This is a genomic window from Streptomyces sp. NPDC058001 (assembly GCF_042886315.1).
Lineage (GTDB): Bacteria > Actinomycetota > Actinomycetes > Streptomycetales > Streptomycetaceae > Streptomyces.
Map to the genome: position 1 here is coordinate 694272 of NZ_JBHVQT010000001.1, position 19644 is coordinate 713915.

At 71.5% G+C, this 19644-nt stretch carries 14 protein-coding genes and 1 pseudogene; 8 read left to right on the forward strand and 7 right to left on the reverse strand.

The window, feature by feature from the left end:
- Positions 1–16: 16 nt before the first annotated feature.
- The 3 genes from ACFVT5_RS03270 to ACFVT5_RS03280 are packed head-to-tail and all read right to left on the reverse strand — an operon-like array spanning position 17 to position 1523.
- Entirely contained in the window at positions 17–586 is a 570-nt protein-coding gene (locus ACFVT5_RS03270) for a Uma2 family endonuclease (protein WP_389880832.1), read from the reverse strand.
- Entirely contained in the window at positions 583–1182 is a 600-nt protein-coding gene (locus ACFVT5_RS03275) for a hypothetical protein (RefSeq protein ID WP_389880834.1), read from the reverse strand. The genes ACFVT5_RS03270 and ACFVT5_RS03275 overlap by 4 nt, the downstream gene beginning before the upstream one ends.
- A gap of 20 nt (positions 1183–1202) precedes the next feature.
- Positions 1203–1523 carry a DUF4326 domain-containing protein gene (locus ACFVT5_RS03280; protein WP_389880835.1) on the reverse strand — a complete coding sequence of 107 codons (321 nt, stop codon included), beginning with the start codon at positions 1521–1523 and terminating at the stop codon, positions 1203–1205.
- Between the two features lie 89 nt (positions 1524–1612).
- Between ACFVT5_RS03280 and ACFVT5_RS03285 the strand changes: the two are divergent.
- Positions 1613–3866: pseudogene (locus ACFVT5_RS03285) on the forward strand (DEAD/DEAH box helicase).
- Between the two features lie 12 nt (positions 3867–3878).
- Here ACFVT5_RS03285 and ACFVT5_RS03290 read toward each other — a convergent pair.
- Positions 3879–6512, reverse strand: coding sequence for a discoidin domain-containing protein (locus ACFVT5_RS03290; protein WP_389881015.1), 2634 nt, complete (start codon positions 6510–6512; stop codon positions 3879–3881).
- Positions 6513–6626: 114 nt separating this feature from the next.
- On the reverse strand, positions 6627–7799 hold the full coding sequence (locus ACFVT5_RS03295) for a threonine synthase (protein WP_389881017.1): 1173 nt from the start codon (positions 7797–7799) through the stop codon (positions 6627–6629).
- Positions 7800–8081: 282 nt separating this feature from the next.
- Between ACFVT5_RS03295 and ACFVT5_RS03300 the strand changes: the two genes are divergently transcribed.
- From ACFVT5_RS03300 to ACFVT5_RS03330, 7 genes are all read left to right on the forward strand, one after another.
- Positions 8082–9686, forward strand: coding sequence for a S8 family serine peptidase (locus ACFVT5_RS03300; RefSeq protein ID WP_389880837.1), 1605 nt, complete (start codon positions 8082–8084; stop codon positions 9684–9686).
- 453 nt (positions 9687–10139) lie between these two features.
- Positions 10140–11264, forward strand: coding sequence for a DUF4190 domain-containing protein (locus ACFVT5_RS03305; protein WP_389880840.1), 1125 nt, complete (start codon positions 10140–10142; stop codon positions 11262–11264).
- Positions 11265–11445: 181 nt separating this feature from the next.
- The gene (locus tag ACFVT5_RS03310; protein WP_389880842.1) at positions 11446–12198 is read left to right on the forward strand and encodes a GntR family transcriptional regulator; all 753 of its coding nucleotides are present in this window, start codon (positions 11446–11448) and stop codon (positions 12196–12198) included.
- A 339-nt stretch (positions 12199–12537) separates the two neighbouring features.
- Positions 12538–12720: an SPOR domain-containing protein gene (locus ACFVT5_RS03315; RefSeq protein ID WP_389880844.1), complete on the forward strand. Its 183-nt coding sequence runs from the start codon at positions 12538–12540 to the stop codon at positions 12718–12720.
- 29 nt (positions 12721–12749) lie between these two features.
- A complete protein-coding gene (locus ACFVT5_RS03320) occupies positions 12750–13145 on the forward strand; it encodes a (deoxy)nucleoside triphosphate pyrophosphohydrolase (protein WP_389880846.1) in 396 nt (131 codons plus the stop codon).
- A 132-nt stretch (positions 13146–13277) separates the two neighbouring features.
- Positions 13278–13685 (forward strand): ATP-binding protein, encoded by a 408-nt coding sequence (locus ACFVT5_RS03325; RefSeq protein ID WP_389881019.1) that lies wholly within the window; start codon positions 13278–13280, stop codon positions 13683–13685.
- Between the two features lie 155 nt (positions 13686–13840).
- Positions 13841–16438, forward strand: a complete 2598-nt coding sequence (locus tag ACFVT5_RS03330; protein ID WP_389880847.1) for a SpoIIE family protein phosphatase — start codon at positions 13841–13843, stop codon at positions 16436–16438.
- Positions 16439–16556: 118 nt separating this feature from the next.
- Here ACFVT5_RS03330 and ACFVT5_RS03335 read toward each other — a convergent pair whose 3' ends face one another.
- Together ACFVT5_RS03335 and ACFVT5_RS03340 are read right to left on the reverse strand one after the other, a co-directional pair.
- A complete protein-coding gene (locus tag ACFVT5_RS03335; protein WP_389880849.1) occupies positions 16557–17267 on the reverse strand; it encodes a PspA/IM30 family protein in 711 nt (236 codons plus the stop codon).
- 119 nt (positions 17268–17386) lie between these two features.
- Complete coding sequence (locus tag ACFVT5_RS03340) at positions 17387–19546, reverse strand: TPM domain-containing protein (RefSeq protein WP_389880851.1); 2160 nt, start codon at positions 19544–19546, stop codon at positions 17387–17389.
- Positions 19547–19644: the final 98 nt, after the last annotated feature.

A 19644-nucleotide genomic window follows, 5' to 3' on the forward strand; every position in this document is an offset into this window, starting at 1 on the left:
CGGGGCCCGAACAGCGTCACGGTCCCAGCTTGTCCAGATCGAGGCTGATCTCGAAGGGCACGGGGCGCTTCAGGACGCCCCGGAAGATGCCGGCGGGCGCATAGGCGCTGGTCGCTTCGTCCAACTCGTAGACGTGGACGACGGGGGCGCCGCTCTCGTCCTCGACGCACCAGTAATGCCGGATGCCTGCCTCGGCGTACTTGCGGAGCTTGACGGTGCGGTCGCGGTGGGCGGACTCGGGTGACACGACCTCGATGACGAGTCGCACCTCGTCCGGTGTGAACCAGGTCCGGTCTCCGTCGTGGTCGGCGGTCGTCACCAGCAGATCCGGTGCGAGTCGGTTTCGTTCGTCGAGCTTTACGGTCATCTCACGGCCGACCCTGACATGGGAGGGCACCTGTTCCCTGAGGGCGGCGGCGAGCAGGGTGACGACCTCTCCGTGCCGGCAGGGCAGGGGCGCCACCAAGAAGACGAGCGCTCCGTGGATCAGCTCGGTGTGACGGGGTGCGTCCGGGAGGTGGTCCAGGTCCTCCGCCAACCAGCCTTCCGCGCGCGGCGGATGCATCCAGTCGGGCAGTTCGGTCATGGCGCATCCGTAGCGGGTGTTCGGGGTGGGGTTAGAAGTAGGTCGTACGGCTCGTTGTGTTCTGTTGACGTCGGGATGTGGTCCGGGGCCGTGTGGGTCGCGCAGGTGTGGAGGTGGGTCAGGGTCTCGGGGACGGTGAGGGGGGTGAGGTTCAGGGTGGTGAGGACGGCGGTGCGCCGGGCGTCGAGATCCGGGTGGTCCTCCTGGAGTTCCGCCTCCAGTTCCGCCGGCGGGAAGCCCCGGCCCAGGTCACGCCAGTACGGGAAGCTCGCGATCAGGCGTACCGCTTCCGTCAGGTCCTCGCCGATCAGCGTCGCCTGGCCCTCCGAGTCCGCGTACAGGACCGGGCGGTGCGCGGTGTGCGGCGGGCCGCAGAGGAAGTAGGTGCCGCCCGCGCCGCAGCCCGCGATCGGGTACAGCGGTCTGCCCGTCGGCAGCCGCAAGTCCTCGACGGGGTCGCGGCGTTCGATGTCGAAGTCGCCCGGCCAGGCCAGGAAGTCCGCCAGGGCCCGGTCGCTCGCGATACGGGCCAGGAGGGCGCCGGAAGCGTCAAGTGCCGTGTCCGGTGCTGAGTCTGGCCCCTGGGGTGCGGTCATGGGGCGAACGTAACAGGCGGCTACGACATCCCCTTGTCCGCCAGTTCCGCGATCACCTCCGCGTGGCAGCGCAGCGGCACGCACCAGCAGCCCAGGCGGTGGCCGCGCAGATCGGGGAGCAGGGCGAGGAGTTCCGGGTGGGCCAGCAGGTAGGCGCGGTAGCGGGTGACGATCTCCTCGCGGGTGCCGTCGCGGCCCGGCCGGTACGGGCAGTACAGCGGGGAGCCCGCCAGGTGCCAGCCGCCCCGGTGCATGGGGCGGCCGACGTAGACGACATCCTCGTACGCGGGGTCGTCGCGGTGCCCCTTCAGATTCACGACCGTCGTGCGCCGGGTGCTCATGGTTCTCGTGGCCTCCCTCCTCCTCGCCATCGTCCTCCTGCCGACGGCCGGCGGCACGTTGTCGGTGCGGCGTGGAAGCATGGGGCGACGTGACGGGCAGGGGGGTGGAGACGACGGTGACCGGTGGTGGTGTGCCGCTCACGCGGCGGCAGAGCAAGGCCCTCATCGCCGGGGCGGAGCGGCTGCACGGCTCCGCCCGGACCCTCCTCGCCGACCACGAGCACGCCCGCGCCCGTGTCCGCGCGGCGCTCACCCCGATCCGGGACGGACTCGTCGCCGAGGAGCTGGGCGGCATACCGGTCGGCCGGCTCAAGGACGTCACCGAGGGCCGGCTGCGGCTGACCGCCGTCGAGGCCGCCGGCTTCGCCACGGTCCGCGCGGTGTACGAGACGAGCCGGCACGAGCTGCGGCAGATCCCCGGCGTCGGCCCGCAGACCGCCGACCAGGCGCTCGCCGCCGCCCGGCGGATCGCCCGCGCGGTCGAGGAGACCGTATCCGTACGGGTCGACGTCGACGCCCCCGACGAGCGGACGACCGCCCTGGTCACCGCCCTGCACCGACTTGTCGAGGCGGGCCCGGGGCTGCGGCGCGCCGTGGACGCGGCCGAGCGGCTCGACACGCGTCTCGCCGCGCTCGTACCGCAGGCCCGGCCCGCGACCCGGCGGCTGCGGATGCTGTTCGCGCGCCGCGCCACCCGCGAGCGCGCGCTCGCCGCCGTCGCCGAACTGCGGCAGCTCGCCGCCGAGTCCGCCGCCCGCGAACTGCCCCTGCTGATCGGGCAGTCGACCGTCGACCTGCTGCGCGAGCCCGCGTCCGACGTAGCGGCGTGGGTCGACTTCGAGCTGCGGTCGGCCGAGTACTACAGCCTGCTCGCCGAGGTCTCCGGCGGCGGGCCCGACCCGGAGGCCGCCGAGGGATTCCTGCCCGCCGAGGTCGCCGAGCGGGTACGGGCACAGCCACTGGACGACACCCACCGCCGGGTCTCCCTGCGCGGGTACCAGTCCTTCGGTGCGCGCTTCGCGCTCGCGCAGCGCCGTGTCGTACTCGGCGACGAGATGGGTCTCGGCAAGACCGTGCAGGCCATCGCCGCGCTCGCCCATCTCGTGACCGAGGGACACCGGCACTTCCTCGTCGTCTGCCCGGCGAGCGTCCTCATCAACTGGACGCGTGAGGTACGGGCCCGCAGCGCGCTGAAGGCGGTGCCGGTGCACGGCCCGGACCGCCTTGACGCGTACGCGGAGTGGCGCACGGGGCGGGGTCGCGATCACGACCTTCGACGTACTGCACGGGCTGCCGACCGGTGACGGTGACGGTGACGGTGACACGGTCCGGTCGGACGGTGCCGCGTCCCGGTGGCCGGTGCCCGCGCTGCTCGTCGTGGACGAGGCACACTACGTCAAGAACCCGGACGCCCGCCGCTCCCGAGCCGTCGCCGCCTGGGCAGGCCGCTGCGACCGCGTGCTGTTCCTCACGGGTACGCCGATGGAGAACCGCGTCGAGGAGTTCCGCAGCCTGGTCCGTCAACTCAGACCCGAGCTGCTGAAGTCGGTGCAGGGCAGTGACGCCGCCGCCGGTTCGCAGGCGTTCCGCAAGGCGGTCGCGCCCGCCTATCTGCGCCGCAACCAGCAGGACGTCCTCACCGAACTGCCCGCGCTGCTACGGGTCGACGAGTGGGAGGAGTTCAGCGCGGCCGACCAGGACGCGTACCGGACGGCGGTGGCCGAGGGGAACTTCATGGCGATGCGCCGGGCCGGGTACGCCCGCGCGGAGACCTCCGCGAAGCTGGCGCGGCTGCGCGAACTCGTGGACGAGGCCGCCGCGAACGGTCTGAAGGTCGTCGTCTTCTCCTACTTCCGCGATGTCCTCCGTACCGTCGAACAGGCCCTGGTGGACGAGAAGTTCGGGCCGGTGTTCGGGCCGATCTCCGGTGACGTGGCCGCCGCGCGGCGGCAGCGGATCGTGGACGACTTCACCGCCGCCGACGGGCACGCGGTGCTGCTCTGCCAGGTCGAGGCGGGGGGCGTCGGGCTCAATCTCCAGGCCGCGTCCGTCGTCATCCTGTGCGAGCCGCAGGTCAAACCGACCCTGGAGCATCAGGCGGTGGCCCGCGCGCACCGGATGGGGCAGGTCCGGCCGGTCCAGGTGCACCGGTTGCTGGCGGCGGACTCCGTGGACCAGCGCATGCTCGACATCCTGGAGAACAAGTCCCGTCTCTTCGACACGTATGCGCGCCGCAGTGACGTCGCGGATGCGGCGCCGGAAGCGGTGGATATCTCGGACGGGGCCTTGGCTCGCCGCATTGTGGAGGAGGAGCAGCTTCGGCTGGCGGGCGTGCGGGACTGAGTGAGCTGATAACTAACGAACCGTCAACTCCGTTACCTCCTCCGGCTTTACGCCCGTCTCCGTCACCCGTACCCACCGTGCCGTGTTCCCCGGCGCGTACGCCGTCCAGTGTTTGCCGTCCGTCGATGTCTCCAGCCGGTACGCGTGTGTGCCCGTCACTCCGATCGTCGTGACCGGGGCCGTGCGGCCGAGGTCCACGGTCAGGGACGCGTGTGCGGTCCCCGGGCGCCAGGCCGTCGTCGGATTGCCGTCCACGGCTGCCGCCGCGTACAGGCCCGGCTCCTCCGATGTCGCCGTCGCCGGGCGGCAGCGCGCCAGGTCGGGCGTCGGTGTGAGGTCGGGCCGGCGGGTCTTCAGTACGGCGGGCTCGCCCGGCGCGACGGTGAAGCGGCCCTGTGGGCTGTCGACCTCGAAGGGCGCGCCGGACACCAGCCGGACCGTCGTCTCGTGCGGCCCGATCTCGATCTCGTACGTCCGACCCCGCCACCGCATCCCACGCAGCGTCACCCCCTCTTCCCCATGGGCGAGTTGGGGCGGCAGCGTCGGGTCGAGACGCAGAACGGCGTCCTCGCGCAGCCGTAGGCCCGTCAGACCGTGGGTGAAGACCTGGAGGAAGCCGCCCTTGCCGGTGAGGAAGTCCTGCGCCGGTGTGCCGGCGAGCGGGTCATTCGCGCCCGCCTTCGTGCCGCGCGCCTCCGAGAACAGCGCGAACGGGCCCCGGTAGAACGGCCGCGAAGCGCGCTGGAGGAACGTCCAGGTGACGCAGCCCGGTTCGCCGATCGCGGCGGCGTCGATCGCGTGCACCGAGTCCGTCATCGCGGGACCGTCCGGGTCGGTGCGGGCGGTGTAGTAGTCGAGGGTCGCCGCCGCCGCGCCTTCCGGCATCGGCCACTCCAGCGGGTAGATCAGCAGCACGGTGTCCGCCTGCTTGATCTGCGTGCCCTTGTAGCCGTCGTACTGGAGGAACACCTTGCGTGCCGGGTCGTACGGGATGCGCAGCCGGTCCGCGATCGTCGTCCAGGCGGCGGGGGCCGTGGTGCCGGTGGTGCGGGCCGCGCGGACGGCGGCGCGCAGCGCGGTGGCGGCGACCGCGTTCGTGTAGACGCCGTCGTTGACGCCGTTGCTGTACTCGTCGGGTCCGGCGATGTCCTTGATCGAGTAGCTGCCGTCGGTGTTCGCGGTCACCCTGGACGCCCAGTACTCGGCGATCCCGCGCAGCAGCGGCTCGCCGTGCTCGCGCAGCCAGGTGCGGTCGCCGGTGGCGAGGTAGTACTGCCAGGCGGCGAGCGCGATATCGCCCTGGAGGTGGTTCTGTGTCACGCAGTGCGGCGGGTACCAGCTCTGGCACTCCTTCCACAGGTCGCCGTCGCGGGCGCTGGTCCACGGGTAGAACAGGCCCTTGACCCAGGTCTTCGCCGCGTTGTCGGCGGCGGCCGGGCGGGTGCGGTCCCGGTAGTCCAGGATGGGCCGGGCGAGTGGGGGGTGGGTCGCGAGGAGGGCGGGGAACATCCAGGTCTCGGCGTCCCAGAAGATCTGCCCCGCGTAGTTGTCACTGGTCAGTCCGGCGGGCGCGACACTGTTCCGGTTGCCCTCGCGCAGCGACGCCAGAAGGCCGTACTGGGCGGCGCGCAGCCAGAGTTGGAGGTCGGGGCGGGCCGGCACTTCGATGTCCGATGACCACAGGTCGCGCCAGGCGGCGGTGTGCGCGGCGAACAACTCGCCCCAGCCCCGGGCCGCGGCCCGCTGCGACGCTGCCCGTGCGTCGTCGCCCGGTGACCGCGAGGTGAGCGCCGTGTCGACGCCGACGTACTTCGTCACCTCGTACGTCTTGCCCGCGCGTACCGGGAAGACGGCGGACTGACTGACACTCAATTGCTCTGCGGGGCGGGCTGCTCGGGTGCGCCCGGGGGCCCGCAGCGTGGAGACGACGGCGCCGTCCGTCTCCCCCACGCCTTCGGTACGGAACGTGACCGCCATCGACCGCTTGCCGGCCGCGCCGCCCCCGGTCTGGGTGATCCGCCGCGCGCCGCGCCCGTCGATACGGTCCGTGACGGTGGCCTCGCCGTCCCAGTGCGGTGTCATCCGCAGCCGTACGGCGCCGGTGTGCGGCGAGGTGCGGTCGGTGAGGACGTCGTACTCCAGGTCCGTCCTGCGGCCGTCCGCCGCCGTCCAGGTCATCGACGTACGGACGAATCCGCAGCGCAGGAACAGCGTCTGCCGGTAGTGCGACACGCGGCTCCTCGGCCCGTACGTGTCGTCGCCCGCGGTGACGTCGAGCCCGGTCCAGTTCGGCAGCGCGGCGATCGCGTCCCGCCCGGCGGTGTTCTTGGGGCCGCGCCCGTACAGGCCCGACACGAACGCGCCGTCGTAGCGCGGTGTGTACAGCGGCCAGCCCGTCTTCCCGCCCGACGCGGCGTAGCCCGTCCCCGCGGGCGGCACCCTCACGCCGAGATAGCCGTTGCCGACGTACGCGTGGTAGGTGTCCGCCGCGTCGACGCGGGTGGTCGAAGGGGACCAGCCGGGGGAGCCCGGGGCGCAGGCGCCCGCGTCGGGTTCCGGTGTGCCGGCGGACGCGGCGGGCGCCGGCAGGAACAGGGCGAGGGCGGCGGCGACGGCCGGGGCGAGTGGACGGTGGATACGCGGCAGGGTCACCGTCCGACCCTGGGCCGGGGGCGGCGCGCGTCGCCGCACGCGCGCCGGGGCTGTCCCACGGACGGGCGCCGCCTTCACCCTCGCGAACGTTCCGGAGTCCGTCCCGGGTCACCCCTGGGCGAGGCCGGTCTTCACTCCCGCCCCGCACAGCGGAACCACGGCGGTACGGGTGCCGAGTACCCCGTCGCGTACCGCCGCCCAGCACGCGACGCCCGTCGACTCCACGTACAACCCCCTTGAGGCCAGGTCGAGTTGGGCGTGCCGGAGCTGGTCCTCGGTGACGGTGAGGAAGGTGCCGCCCGACGCGCGGACCGCGCGCAGGATCTGCCGGGCGCGCGGGGGACGGGTGATCGCGATGCCCTCCGCGAAGGTCGGCGCCGCCGGGGTGACGCCCACCAGGTCGTCCGCGCCCGCGTGGAACGCCTCGGCCAGCGGCGCGACCGCCCCGGCCTGGACCGCGTACAGCGCGGGCCGCCGGTCGATCAGTCCGGCGCCGTGCAGTTCGGCGACGGCGAGGGCCGCGCCGAGGAGCAGCGTGCCGTTGCCGACCGGGACGACCAGCACCTCGGGCAGCCGTCCGCCGAGGTCTTCCCACAGCTCGTGGACGTAGGTCTTCGTGCCGTGCAGGAAGTACGGGTTGTAGATGTGCGAGGCGTAGAAGGTGCCGGGCTCGTCGGCCGCCGTACGGGCCGCGGTGGCCGCCGCCTCGCGGTCACCGGGGACGATCTCCAGGCGGGCGCCGTGCGCGCCGATCTGCTCCAGCTTCTTCGGCGACGTGCCCTCCGGGACGTACACCGTGCAGGGCAGCGCGGCGCGGGCGCAGTACGCGGCGACCGATGTGCCCGCGTTGCCGCTGCTGTCCGTGATCACCCGGTCGGGCCGCAGCCGGGTCGCCAGCTCGGCGAGGAGAACCGCGCCACGGTCCTTGAACGACAGTGTCGGCATCAGGTAGTCGAGCTTCGCCGAGATCCGGTCCGTCAGCGTTACGAGCGGGGTGCGGCCCTCGCCCAGGGAGACCGAGGGCGATGCCAGGGGCAGTACCTCGGTGTAGCGCCACAGGGAGTTGACGCGTCCGGCGAGGGAGCTGAGCGGTGCCGGGTTCGGCGAGAAGTCCAGGTCGAGGGGGCCTCGGCAGACCGGGCAGCACCAGGCGGGCGAGGCGCCGGGGACGCGGGTGCCGTCGGCGGGGCAGAAGCGGTCGGGGAGGGCGGTGTGCGGGGGTCTGCTGCCGGTGCCGTCGGGTGGGGAGGGGGTGCCGGGGGTGGACGGTGGGTCGGACATCGGTGTCATGAGCGCAGCGTAGAGGCGGGGGAGGTGCGTGGTGACTGTGTGTCATGGCGTGTATGTGGCACGTGTGTTACGTCTCCCAGGGCCTCTTGTGGATTTCCTGTGTGACCGTCAATCTTTCGCAAAGCGGCCGGTGTTGGCATGACCCTGACGTCGATCGCTCCGCTGTTCCGCGCTCGGCACACCCATGTTCCGCGCCCAGCGCACCCGCATGTTCCGCGCACAGCACACGCACCTCCCCCCACCAGCGCACCATCGACGAGGAGGACCCCTCAGATGGCAGTGATGCGTCATGCCCGCGCCCAGTCGGGCGCCCGTTCACGACGAAGACTCCCCACCGTCGGCGTACTCGGCGCCACGGCCGCCGCCCTCGTACTCGGCGCCGTCTCCGCACTCCCCGCGAGCGCGGCCCCCCAGCAGCAGGAAGGGCGCATCCAGTACGCGGGCGCGCCCGGCGCGATAGCCGACAGCTATATCGTCACCCTCCGCGACAGCGCGGCCCGTTCGGGTTCGAGCGAGGGCAAGGCGCTCGCGAAGGAGTACGGCGCGACGATCGAGCGCACGTACACCAAGGCCCTCAACGGCTATGCCGTACGCCTCTCGGAGGGGCAGGCCAAGAAGTTCGCGGCCGACCCGGCGGTCGCGTCGGTCGTCCAGAACCGGACCTTCCACATCGACGCGACCCAGACCAACCCGCCGTCGTGGGGCCTGGACCGTATCGACCAGAAGTCGCTGCCGCTGGACAGCAAGTACACGTACCCGGACGCGGCGGGCGAGGGCGTCACCGCCTATGTCATCGACACCGGTGTCCGGATCAGCCACAGCGACTTCGGGGGCCGCGCCTCCAACGGGTACGACGCGATCGACAACGACAACGTCGCCCAGGACGGCAACGGCCACGGCACACATGTCGCGGGCACGGTCGCCGGAAACTCCTACGGCGTCGCCAAGAAGGCCAAGATCGTCGCGGTCCGCGTCCTGAACAACGCGGGCTCCGGCACCACCGCGCAGGTCGTCGCCGGTATCGACTGGGTGACCCGTAACGCGGTCAAGCCCGCGGTCGCCAACATGAGCCTCGGCGGCGGCGCGGACACGGCCCTCGACACGGCCGTCCGCAACTCCATCGCCTCCGGTGTCACCTACGCGGTCGCGGCGGGCAACGACGGCCTCAACGCGTCCAACTACTCGCCCGCGCGCGTGGCCGAGGCCATCACGGTCGGCTCGACCACCAGCACCGACGCCCGCTCCAGCTTCTCCAACACCGGCACCTCGCTGGACCTCTTCGCGCCGGGTTCGTCGATCACCTCGGCGTGGAACACCAGTGACACGGCGAGCAATACGATCTCCGGTACGTCGATGGCGTCGCCGCATGTGGCCGGCGCGGCGGCGATCTACCTCGGCGCCAATCCGGCGTCGACGCCCGCCCAGGTCAGCGCCGGTCTGGTCGCCGCGTCCAGTACAGGCGTCGTCACCAACGCCGGCACCGGCTCGCCCAACCGCCTCCTGAACGTGGGCGGTGGCACCACGAACCCGCCGGGACCGCGGTTCGAGAACACCACGGACTACGCGATCGCCGACAACGCCACGGTCGAGTCCCCGATCACCGTGACCGGCGTCCCGGGCAACGCCCCGGCCGCGCTGAGCGTCCCGGTGAACATCGTGCACACGTACATCGGTGACCTCCAGGTCCAGTTGATCGCCCCGGACGGCTCGGCGTACACGCTCAAGGCGTACGGGACCGGCGGCAGCACGGACAACATCAACACCACGTACACCGTGAACGCCTCGTCCGAGGTGGCCAACGGGACGTGGAAGCTGAGGGTCAGCGACAACGCGGCGCAGGACACCGGGCGGATCGACTCCTGGGCGCTTCAGTTCTGACCGCCGCATTCTGACCGGTTCTGTTCTGACCGGTTCTGTTCTCCTATCGCGGCGGCGGGACCGGGAGTGCGAGGTCAGCCCGCGTTCCGTCGCCGCCCGTGCCCCGCATACGATGCGCGCAGCCGTCCGCAGGAGCGGAGGTCGCCGGTCGTAGGAACCACCACCAGGAGCACGGTACCCGTGGACATACCCCCGCCGCCCGGCTCGGGCGCGCCGCAGCAGCCCGAGGGGCAGCCGAATCCGTACGCGCCGCCGCCGACGGATGGCGGTCCGCAGGGGCCTGGTCCGTACGGTCCTGGTCCGGGGGGTGCCGCTCCGCAGGGTCCTGGTCCGTACGGCGCGGGTCCTTACGGTGCCGGTCCGCAGGGTCCTGGTCCTGGTCCGCAGGGTCCGCCCGGGTACGGGTATCCCGGGCAGCCGCCGGGTCCGTATCCGCCGTGGGGTTACGGGTATGTGCCGCAGCAGCCGCCGCCCCCGCTCAACGGCTTCGCCATCACCTCGCTGGTCTTCGGCATCCTGTGCTGCCTCCCGCTGGTCGGGCTGATCCTCGGGATCGTCGCGCTCGCCCGGATCAAGAAGACGGGGGAGCGGGGGAAGCCCATGGCCATCACCGGCATGGTGCTCTCCGGCGCCGGCTCGCTGCTCATGGTGCTCATGCTGGCCACGGGCGGGGTGGGCGCCTTCGTGGACGGGTTCCGTGAAGGTTTCGAGGACGCCGCGCGGGACAGCGTCACGTTCTCCGTCGCCAAGGGCGAGTGCTTCAACACCCCGGACGGCAGCCTGGAAGGCGTCACCTACGACGTCGAGACGGTGTCCTGCGAGGGGAAGCACGACGGTGAGGTGTTCGCGAACTTCTCCATGCCCAAGGGGAGTTACCCCGGCGACGAGCGGATCACGGACACCGCCGACGAGAAGTGCTATGCGCTGATGCCCACGTACGCGATGGACGCCTGGGCCGTTCCGGAGTACGCGGAGGTCTACTACTTCACGCCCACCCGTGACAGCTGGTCCTTCGGCGACCGTGAGATCACCTGCCTGTTCGGCAACACCGACGCGGGTGCCCAGCTCACCGGGTCGCTGCGCAACGACGAGACGACGCTCGACCCCGACCAGGCCGCCTATCTGAAGGCCGCGCGAGTGCTGAACACGGCGCTCGACTCCGCGCCCGAGGAGGTGTACGTCGAGAAGGATCTGCCCGGCCACAAGAAGTGGGCGACGCGGGTCGCGGACGCGCTCGACAAGCAGGCCGGGATGCTCCGGGACCACGACTGGCCCTCGGACAGCGCCGGGCCGGTCGCCGCGCTGATCCGTGACCTGGACGCGGCCCGCAAGGAGTGGGAGCGGGCGGCGAAGGCGTCCGACGCGGACACGTTCTATGTCCACTACGACAAGGGCGCCGCGCTGATCGACAACAAGAAGACGGTGCCGGTGCGCGAGGCCCTGTCGCTGGAGACGACACCGCCGAGCGATGGCGCGAACGGGGATACGGGGGGTGGCTCCGGGGGCGGGAGTGGCTCCGGTGGCTCCGGTGGCGGTTCCGGTGACGCGGTGGACCCGGGCGCGGGGGCCGATGTGTGACGCGGACCCGTGTGATGCGGGTCGGCGTGTGACGCGGCTCGGTGTGTGACGCGGGTATACCTGCGGAAACCCGCTGGGTAAAGGCCCGTCATCACTTCGAGTGATTCTTTGGCCTCCGCTTGCGGTCAACAACCCACGGTTGCCAGGCTGTTGCTGTCTGTCAATCTGATGGGAGTGGCCAGTGACATTCGGTGAACAGCCGGCGTATCTGCGCGTCGCGGGGGATCTGCGCAAGAAGATCGTCGACGGTTCGCTGCCGCCCCTTACCCGGCTCCCGTCGCAGGCCCGCATCCGCGAGGAGTACGGCGTATCGGACACCGTCGCGCTGGAGGCCCGCAAGGTGCTGATGGCCGAGGGGCTGGTCGAGGGCAGGTCGGGATCCGGCACCTATGTACGGGAGCAGCCCGAGCCGCGGCCGATCTCGCGGTCCGGGTATCGGCCGTCGATCGGGGCGACGCCCTTCAAGCAGGAGCAGGCGGAGGCCGGTGCGCGCGGGACCTGGGAGTCCCGGAGCGAGCAGGCCGAGGCGGACCGGGCCGTCGCCGACCGGCTCGGGATCAAGGCGGGGGAGCGGGTGATGTGTACGCGGTATGTGTACCGCGACGCCGGTGAGGTGATGATGCTCTCCACCTCATGGGAGCCGCTCGCCGTCACGGGACGCACCCCGGTGATGCTCCCCGAGGAGGGTCCGCTCGGTGGGATGGGGGTGGCGGAGCGGATGGCCGCGATCGACGTGGTCGTGGACAACGTCACGGAGGAGGTCGGCGCGAGGCCCGGTCTGGCCGAGGAGTTGATGGCGCTAGGGGGGGTGCCGGGGCATGTGGTGATCGTGATCAGCCGGACGTTCTACGCGTCGGACCGAGCGGTCGAGACGGCGGACATCGTGGTACCGGCGGATCGGTACCGGATCGCGTATCACTTGCCGGTGAAGTAGGCCGACTCCCTCAACGCACTCTCCCGGGGCTCAACTGCCGTTGTGCGTAGTCGAATCGTTGTGCGTGGTCGAATGAATCTGGCCGTTTCTTGAGGGTGTTCCCCGACCGGTCCGACTCCCTTCACTCGCCCCGCCTACCCGGGGAGCGGGGTGCTTCGCGTGGCGTCCCGGGGGCGCACGCGATGTTTGCGCCCCCGTGGTCTGGCTGGTTGCGTACCTCTTTGTGCAAACCCGCATCCGCTGAGTGAAGGTCGGGCGTAGGCTCGGGCATATGCGGAGTGCGGTTTCCTTAGTGAGCGGGGCGCTGGGCGGGGTGTGGGTGGCATGGGAAGAGGTGCGATGACCGACGGCACGTCCACGCTTCCCTGGCTCGTCATACGGCAGGACGACAACGGCAACACGTATCGCGTGGGGCGGTACGCGACCAGGGCGGAAGCCCAGAAAATAGCCGACAGCCTCGATGACCGGGGGCACAAACAGCTCTACTGGGTCGAGCGGATCGGGCAGAACGGCACACGCTGACCGGCGCCCGGTCCCCGTAGGCTCCCCGCATGACCGAACCGATCGTGGTCGTCGCGGCTGCCCTGTACGACGCCGGACGCCTCCTCGCGGCGCGCCGAAGTGCGCCCCCCGAAGTCGCCGGCCGCTGGGAACTCCCCGGTGGCAAAGTCGAGTCCGGCGAACTGCCGGCCGACGCCCTCGTACGCGAACTGCGGGAAGAGCTGGGGGTCGAGGCGGAGGTCATCGCCCGTGTTCCCGGCGAATGGCCCGTCCGGCCCGGTCTTGTCCTTCAGGTGTGGACCGCGCGGTTGATCTCCGGGACCCCCGCGCCCCTTGAGGACCACGACGACCTCCGCTGGCTCGGCCCGGACGAGATCTGGGACGTCGACTGGCTGGATCAGGACATCCCCGCGGTGAAGTCCTGGGTGAAGACCTCGGAAAAATGAGGGCACGGTAAGAGGGCGGGCGCTCTTTCTTACCTCGGTACGCCCCCTCGATGGGGTAATACCCACTCAATTCCGGGTATGGGGCCATTAACCCCATGAAAATCAGACATGGTCGTGTGGTCGGCCCGGGAAGTGATCCGTGTGATCGACACCGAAGGTGCCCGCGCCGAGTGGATCTTCCCGGCCGACCCCGGTGCCGTACGGACCGCGCGCGTAGCGGTGCGCAGGCAACTCGGCGACTGGGAGCTGGACGTACTCGGCGACATCACGGTCCTGCTTGTCAGTGAGCTGGTGACCAATTCCCTGCTCTATGCCGCGGGCCCGATCGGCGTATGCCTCGTACGTCCCACGGGCACCCCGGGCGCCCTGCTGGTGGAGGTTTCGGACGAACTCGCCGATCCGCCGCACGAGCGCAGCGCCGATCTCGACGACGAAGGAGGCCGCGGTCTTCAACTGGTCGCCTTCTCGTCGCGCCGCTGGGGGACCCGTCCCGGCGGATCCGGCAAAACCGTGTGGTTCGAGCTGGCTCTACCGGGTTAGAAGACGGGAGGTGCCGGTCCTGACCGGTCCAAAAACTGTCGGGACCGAGCTGTGATCGTGAACACCGTGTCGTGCGGGGCCGTAGTGCTGGATACTGCGGGCAGCCGCCACTGGTGACCGGTACCGGGCGCGGTGAGCTGGAGGGGACGGTTCGCGTGAGCGAGATACCAGCGAAGGCCATGGCGTCGGGAAGACCGTCGGAGGGCGCGATGGATGACGCGATGTGGCAGAACAGCCCACCGGGTTCGATCTATGACTACATCAAGGTGGCCTCGTTCTCGCTCGGCCCCGACGGGCTCATCGACCAGTGGAGCACCCGTGCCGAGCAGTTGTTCGGCATATCCGCCGAGGACGCCGTCGGTAAGGACCCCATCGAGGCATTCGTCCCGCCCCATCTGCGCGAACGCGGCCAGCGCAAGATGGCCGAGATTCTCGACGGGCGCGAATGGACCGGGTCGGTGCCCTTCCGGCTGCCCGCCGGGGAAGGGGGCGACGACGGAGGTGGCGCCGGGGCCATCGGGATCGCCGAGGTCTACGTCATGCCCACCGAGAACGAGACCGGCGAACGCGCCGCCCTCTGCATCGTCGTGGACGTCCGCGCCCTGCGCCGTATCGAGACCGACCTCGCCGCCTCACAGGCGATTTTCGGTCAATCCCCGTTCGGCTTCCTGCTGTTCGGTACCGACCTCAAGGTCCAGCGCGCCAACAAGCGGTTCGCGTCCGTCTTCGGCGGCCATGCCGACGACCACCGCGGCCGGACCGTCCACGACTACCTCCCGCGCCATGAGGCCGACCGGCTGACCGCCGCGCTGCGCCGCGTCCTCGACACCGGCGAGGCCGTCAACGAGATGCAGATCGTCGGACCGTCCCCGCACTCCTCCGAACGCCGCCACTGGTCCGTCAACCTCTACCGCGTGCACAGCGGTTCGGGCCGGCCCATCGGCGTCGCCGGAATCGGCACCGACGTCACCCGCCGCAACGCCGCCGCCCGCGAGGCCGCCCTCGCCCGCCGCAACCTCGCCCTCCTCAACGAGGCCGGATCCCGGATCGGCAACTCCCTCGATCTGGAGACCACCGCCCGCGAACTCCTCGACGTCACCGTCCCCGGCTTCTGCGACCTCGCCTCCGTCGACCTCTACCAAGGGCTCCTCGAAGACGACGACACCCCCACCGGCATCGGAGGCGCCACCCGCGCCGACTCCGGCTCCGGAAGCGCCGCCCTGCGCCGCGTCGCCTTCGCCAGCGCCGTCGCCGACGCGCCGTTCACCGGCGGACCCGCACCCGTCGCCGTCGGCGCGATGCACCAGTACGCCTTCAGCTCGCCGTGCGCCGAGGCCCTGCGGACCGGCCGCCTCAAGTACGTGCCCGGCGAGGGCGGCCAGCTCATCCAGTCCACGCTCGCCGTGCCGATGGTGGCCCACGACACCGTCGTCGGCCTCGCGCAGTTCTCCCGGACCAAGGGCAGCGAACCCTTCGGCGATCGGGACCGCGCCCTCGCCGTCGAACTCGCCTCACGCGCCGCCGTCTCCATGGACAACGCCCGCCTCTACCGCCGCGAACACCAACGCGCCCTGATCCTCCAGCGCTCCCTGCTGCCCCCCGGCGCCCCGGTCGCCGCCGGCCTCGACATCGCCTGCCGCTACCTCCCCGGGAACGCCGCCACGGAGGTCGGCGGCGACTGGTTCGACGTCATCGAACTCCCGGGCCACCGCACCGCGCTCGTCGTCGGCGACGTCATGGGCCGCGGTCTGCGCGCCGCCGTCGCCATGGGCGAACTGCGCACCGCGGTCCGGACCCTGGCACTCCTCGACCTCGAACCCGCCGAAGTCCTCTCCGCGCTCGACGAGATCGCCCGCGGCCTCGGCACCCCCGGCGGCGTCCAGCAGGCCACCCGCGTCGCCGCCCGCCCCGCCCAGGACGCCGACCTCTCCGAGGTCTACCTCGCCACCTGCGTCTACGCGGTCTACGACGCCGTCACCCGCCGCTGCACCTTCGCCAACGCCGGCCACCTCCTTCCCGTCATCCTCGAACCCGGCGAATCCGCCCTCATGCTCGACGTGCCCCCCGGTATGCCGCTCGGCGTCGGCGGCGAACCCTTCGAAGAGGTCGCGGTCGACCTCCCGGAAGGCGCCCTCCTCGCCCTCTACACCGACGGCCTTGTCGAATCCCGCGACCAACCCCTGGACGAGGGCCTGCACGCACTCGTCGGAGCCCTCACCGACCCGGAACGGCCCCTCGAAGACGTCTGCGACCATGTCCTGGGCACCCTCGACACCCACCACGGCGAGGACGACATCGCCCTCCTCCTGGCCCGCGTCCAGGGCCTGCCCGCCACGTCCGTCGGCGACTGGACCCTGCCCCGCGAGCCGCGCGGCGTCGGCCACGCCCGCGAGTTCGCCCGCGCCAAGCTCCTCGGCTGGGACCTCGAACCCCTCGCCGACACCACCGAGTTGCTCGTCAGCGAACTCGTCACCAACGCGCTCCGCTACGGCGAGGGCGAGATCCGGCTGCGGCTGCTGCTCGATCGGACCCTGGTGTGCGAGGTCTGGGACTCCGGGCTCGTCCAGCCGCGCCGCCGCCGCGCCCGCGTCACCGACGAGGGCGGCCGGGGACTCCAGCTCGTCGGACTGCTCAGTGCCGCGTGGGGCTCGCGCCGTACACCGCGCGGCAAGACGGTCTGGTTCGAACTGCCGCTGCCGAACGGGGACAGCGCGGGGGTGGACGCGACGGAGGCGCTGTTGAGCATGTTCTGACCCGCACGTGAGCTTTCACGGGAGACCTCGCCGAAGACCTCGCGGGACAGTGGCGGTGGGTGCCGGACCCGCCGTCAGCTCATGACTTCAGTTCATGGCTTCCGCTTATGGCTTCAGCTCATGACTTCAGCGCCGCGAGGCGCGCCTCTATCTCCGCCGCGTCCCCCAGACTGTCCAGCTTCTCGAACTGCGCGTCCAGCGACGACGCGGCGAGTTCCTGCTTGCCCACGGCCTTCGCCTCCTCCCGGCGTACCTTCTCCTCGAACCGGCTCAACTCACTCGTCGGATCAAGGACGTTGATGTTCTTGGCGGCGTCCATCATCTGGTTCTGCGCCTGCGCCGTCTTGGCGCGGGCCACCAACTGGTCCCGCCTCGACTGGAGTTGGGTCAGCTTCTGCTTCATCTGGGCCAGCCCCGACTTGAGCTTGTCGACCACCTCCGTCTGCGTGGCGATCGTCGGCTCCGCCTCCTTGGCCTCACGCTCCGACTCCAACTGCCGTTGCAGCGCGACCTTCGCGAGGTTGTCGAAGGTGTCCGCCTCGGCGCCGTCGCCCGACCGCCGCAGCTCGTCCCCCTTCTTGCTCGCGGCCAGCGCCTTCGTACCCCACTCGGCCGCCGCGCCCACGTCCTCGCGGTGGTCCTGCTCCAGCATCCGAAGATTGCCGATGGTCGTCGACACCGCCTCCTCTGCCTCCCTGATGTTGTTCGTGTAGTCGCGGATGAGTTGGTCGAGCATCTTCTGCGGATCCTCGGCCTGGTCGATGAGGGCGTTGATATTGGCCTTCGCGAGCTGGGCGACACGGCCGAGGATGGTCTGCTTGCTGGTCATGATCGGGCTCCTTGGATGGTGAACGGCCGGACAGGTGCGGGGAGTTCCGTACACCTGCGATAAATTCCGCATAAGGGCTGAATTCTGCTGAAGACCCGAGTTCTGCTGAAGACCTGATCTCAGAACCGGCCACCCCCGCCCCTGCGGCCTCGGGTCCCGCCCCCGCCGAAGCTGCCGGGCCCACCGCCGAATCCACCGCCTCCGAAGCCGCCGCCGAAGCCGCCCCGGCCCCCGCTCCGGCCCCCACCCCGGCCACCCATCCCGCCGAGGACCCCGCCGAGGATGATCCCGCCGAGCACGGCACCCCCCATCCCGCCACCGGCCCGCCCGCCGGGCCCGCCCGGGAAACCGCCGTACGGATTCCCGTACGACCGCACGTCCCGCTCCGCGAACTGCCGTGCCTGCCGGGCCATCGCGTCGGCCTGCTGGGCCTCGGCGAGCGCGGCGGACGAATCGCCTCCGGAAGCCGGATCGGCTGCCGCGAGGTGTTCCGCGCGGTCGAGGTGCCGCTGCGCCTCGGTCAGCCGGGTCCGGGCCTCGCTGCCCACGGCGCCCCGGTGCGTCGTGACGAAGTCCGTGGCGGCGGCGACCCCGCTGCGGGCCGTGAGCAGGGCCTGTCCCAGGAGCGAGCGGGCGCGGCTGTCGGCGACCTCGCGGGCGCGCGCACCCGCGAGGGACTCGTCGAGTGCCGCGTCGGCGGCCTCCAGGCGGCGCAGCGCGTCGATGGGGTCGTAGGGGCCCGCCGCCATCTCCCGGTGCACCTCGGCCAGGACCGAGTCGGCGCGGGCGATACGGCCCCGCAGATCCGCCGTGGACACGCCCGGCGCGGTGCCGTCGAGCATGCCCCGGGCATCCGCGAGATCGGTCTCCGTCTCGGTGAGCGCGCCGGGCAGTTTCCTCGCGGCGGCGGCGAGTTCGCCGGCCAGCCGCTCGACGGCGTCCAGGAAGGTGCCCGCCTGGTCGACGGCGCCCTCGGCGGCCCGCAGGAACACCGCGGCCCTGCCGTTGTCGCCCGCCGCGATCGCGTCCCGTGCCTGGTCGAGCCCTGCCGACGCGAACACCAGCCGGTCCCGCGCCTGCTGCGCATGGCCCGCGACGGGCAGCAGCGCGGTGGGCGCGTATGTCCGGCCCAAGTGGGCGAGCGTCTCCTGCGCCGCGCCCGTACGGCCGTCGACGCGGCCGTACGCGTCCCGTGCGCGCTCCAGGGCCTGCGGTGCCGTCCTCTCCAGGGCGCGCAGCCGGTCGAAGTCCGCGGTCTCGGCGTCGAGCCGGCTGTTGGCGTCGGCACAGCGGGCGATGATCTCGTCCAGCATCCGCCGCTTCGTCGGGTCGTCCTCGGGGTAGGCGTCGTCGAGCTGCTGGCGTAACCGGAAGGCGGCCGTCAGCTCGGACTGCGCGTAGGCCAGGGCCTCCTGGAACGGCCGTACCGCGTCGTCGCCGAACTGAGCGGCGGCGAAGCCGACTTCCTCGGTACTCGTCCGGACGGCGTCGTCGGTCTCCACGAGCCGCTGTCTTGCCTCCTTGTCGAGCGCCGGCAGCGGAGTCGGCGCGGGCTGCCCGCCGCCGGAGCCCCACCCGCCGCCGTGGGCCCCGCCTGGACGCGTCCCGCCGCCGCCCTGCCGCCCCCGCCGTGTGAACGCGAACGCCGCCAGGGCCGCGGCGCCGCCGACCGCCACGATCGGCAGGATCAGGTCGCCGGTGCCCGTCTGGTCGCCGCTGCCGACACCGAGGCCGTTCGGGTCGGCGGCGCCCGGGGTGATCGTCGGTGTGGGGACCGGGCGCCCCGCGAGGGTCGCGTTCATGCCGTTGGCGGCGCCGATCGCCGCTCCCGCCCAGTCGTTCTGCCGGAGCGCGGGTTCGATCGCGGTCGTCGCGACCGTACGGAGCTGGGCGTCGGTGAGCCGGGAGTTCTGGTCGACCGAGTACGCGTACTGCCGCGCGTGCGTGCCGACGGCCAGCAGGACGTCGTTCAGCCCGAGGCCGTTGCGGTTCGCGGTGGTGTCGGCCCAGGTCTGCGCGGACTGGCCGGAGAAGTCGCGGACGTAGGCGACGAAGAGCTGCTCGCCGTGGTCGCGGTCGAGGCCGGCCAGAGCGGACGAGACGGCACCCTCGCGGTCGCCGAGCGCGCCCACCGTGTCGGTGATCTGACCGGTACGGGACAGCGGTATCGGCTGGTCGGCGTGGGCGGTGGCGGACGGGATCAGGAGCCAGAGCAGGGTGGCCAGCGTGGCCACCAGTCCGGCTATGTGCGACGGGGCTCGACTCGTGGAGGGCGTCACATTTCGGAGGGTATGGCCCGTTACAGTCGCTCGCGACCCGACGGCGGGTGGGGTGGGTGGGGCGCTTGGTGCGTCTACCCTGCACGGAACGCAGGTGG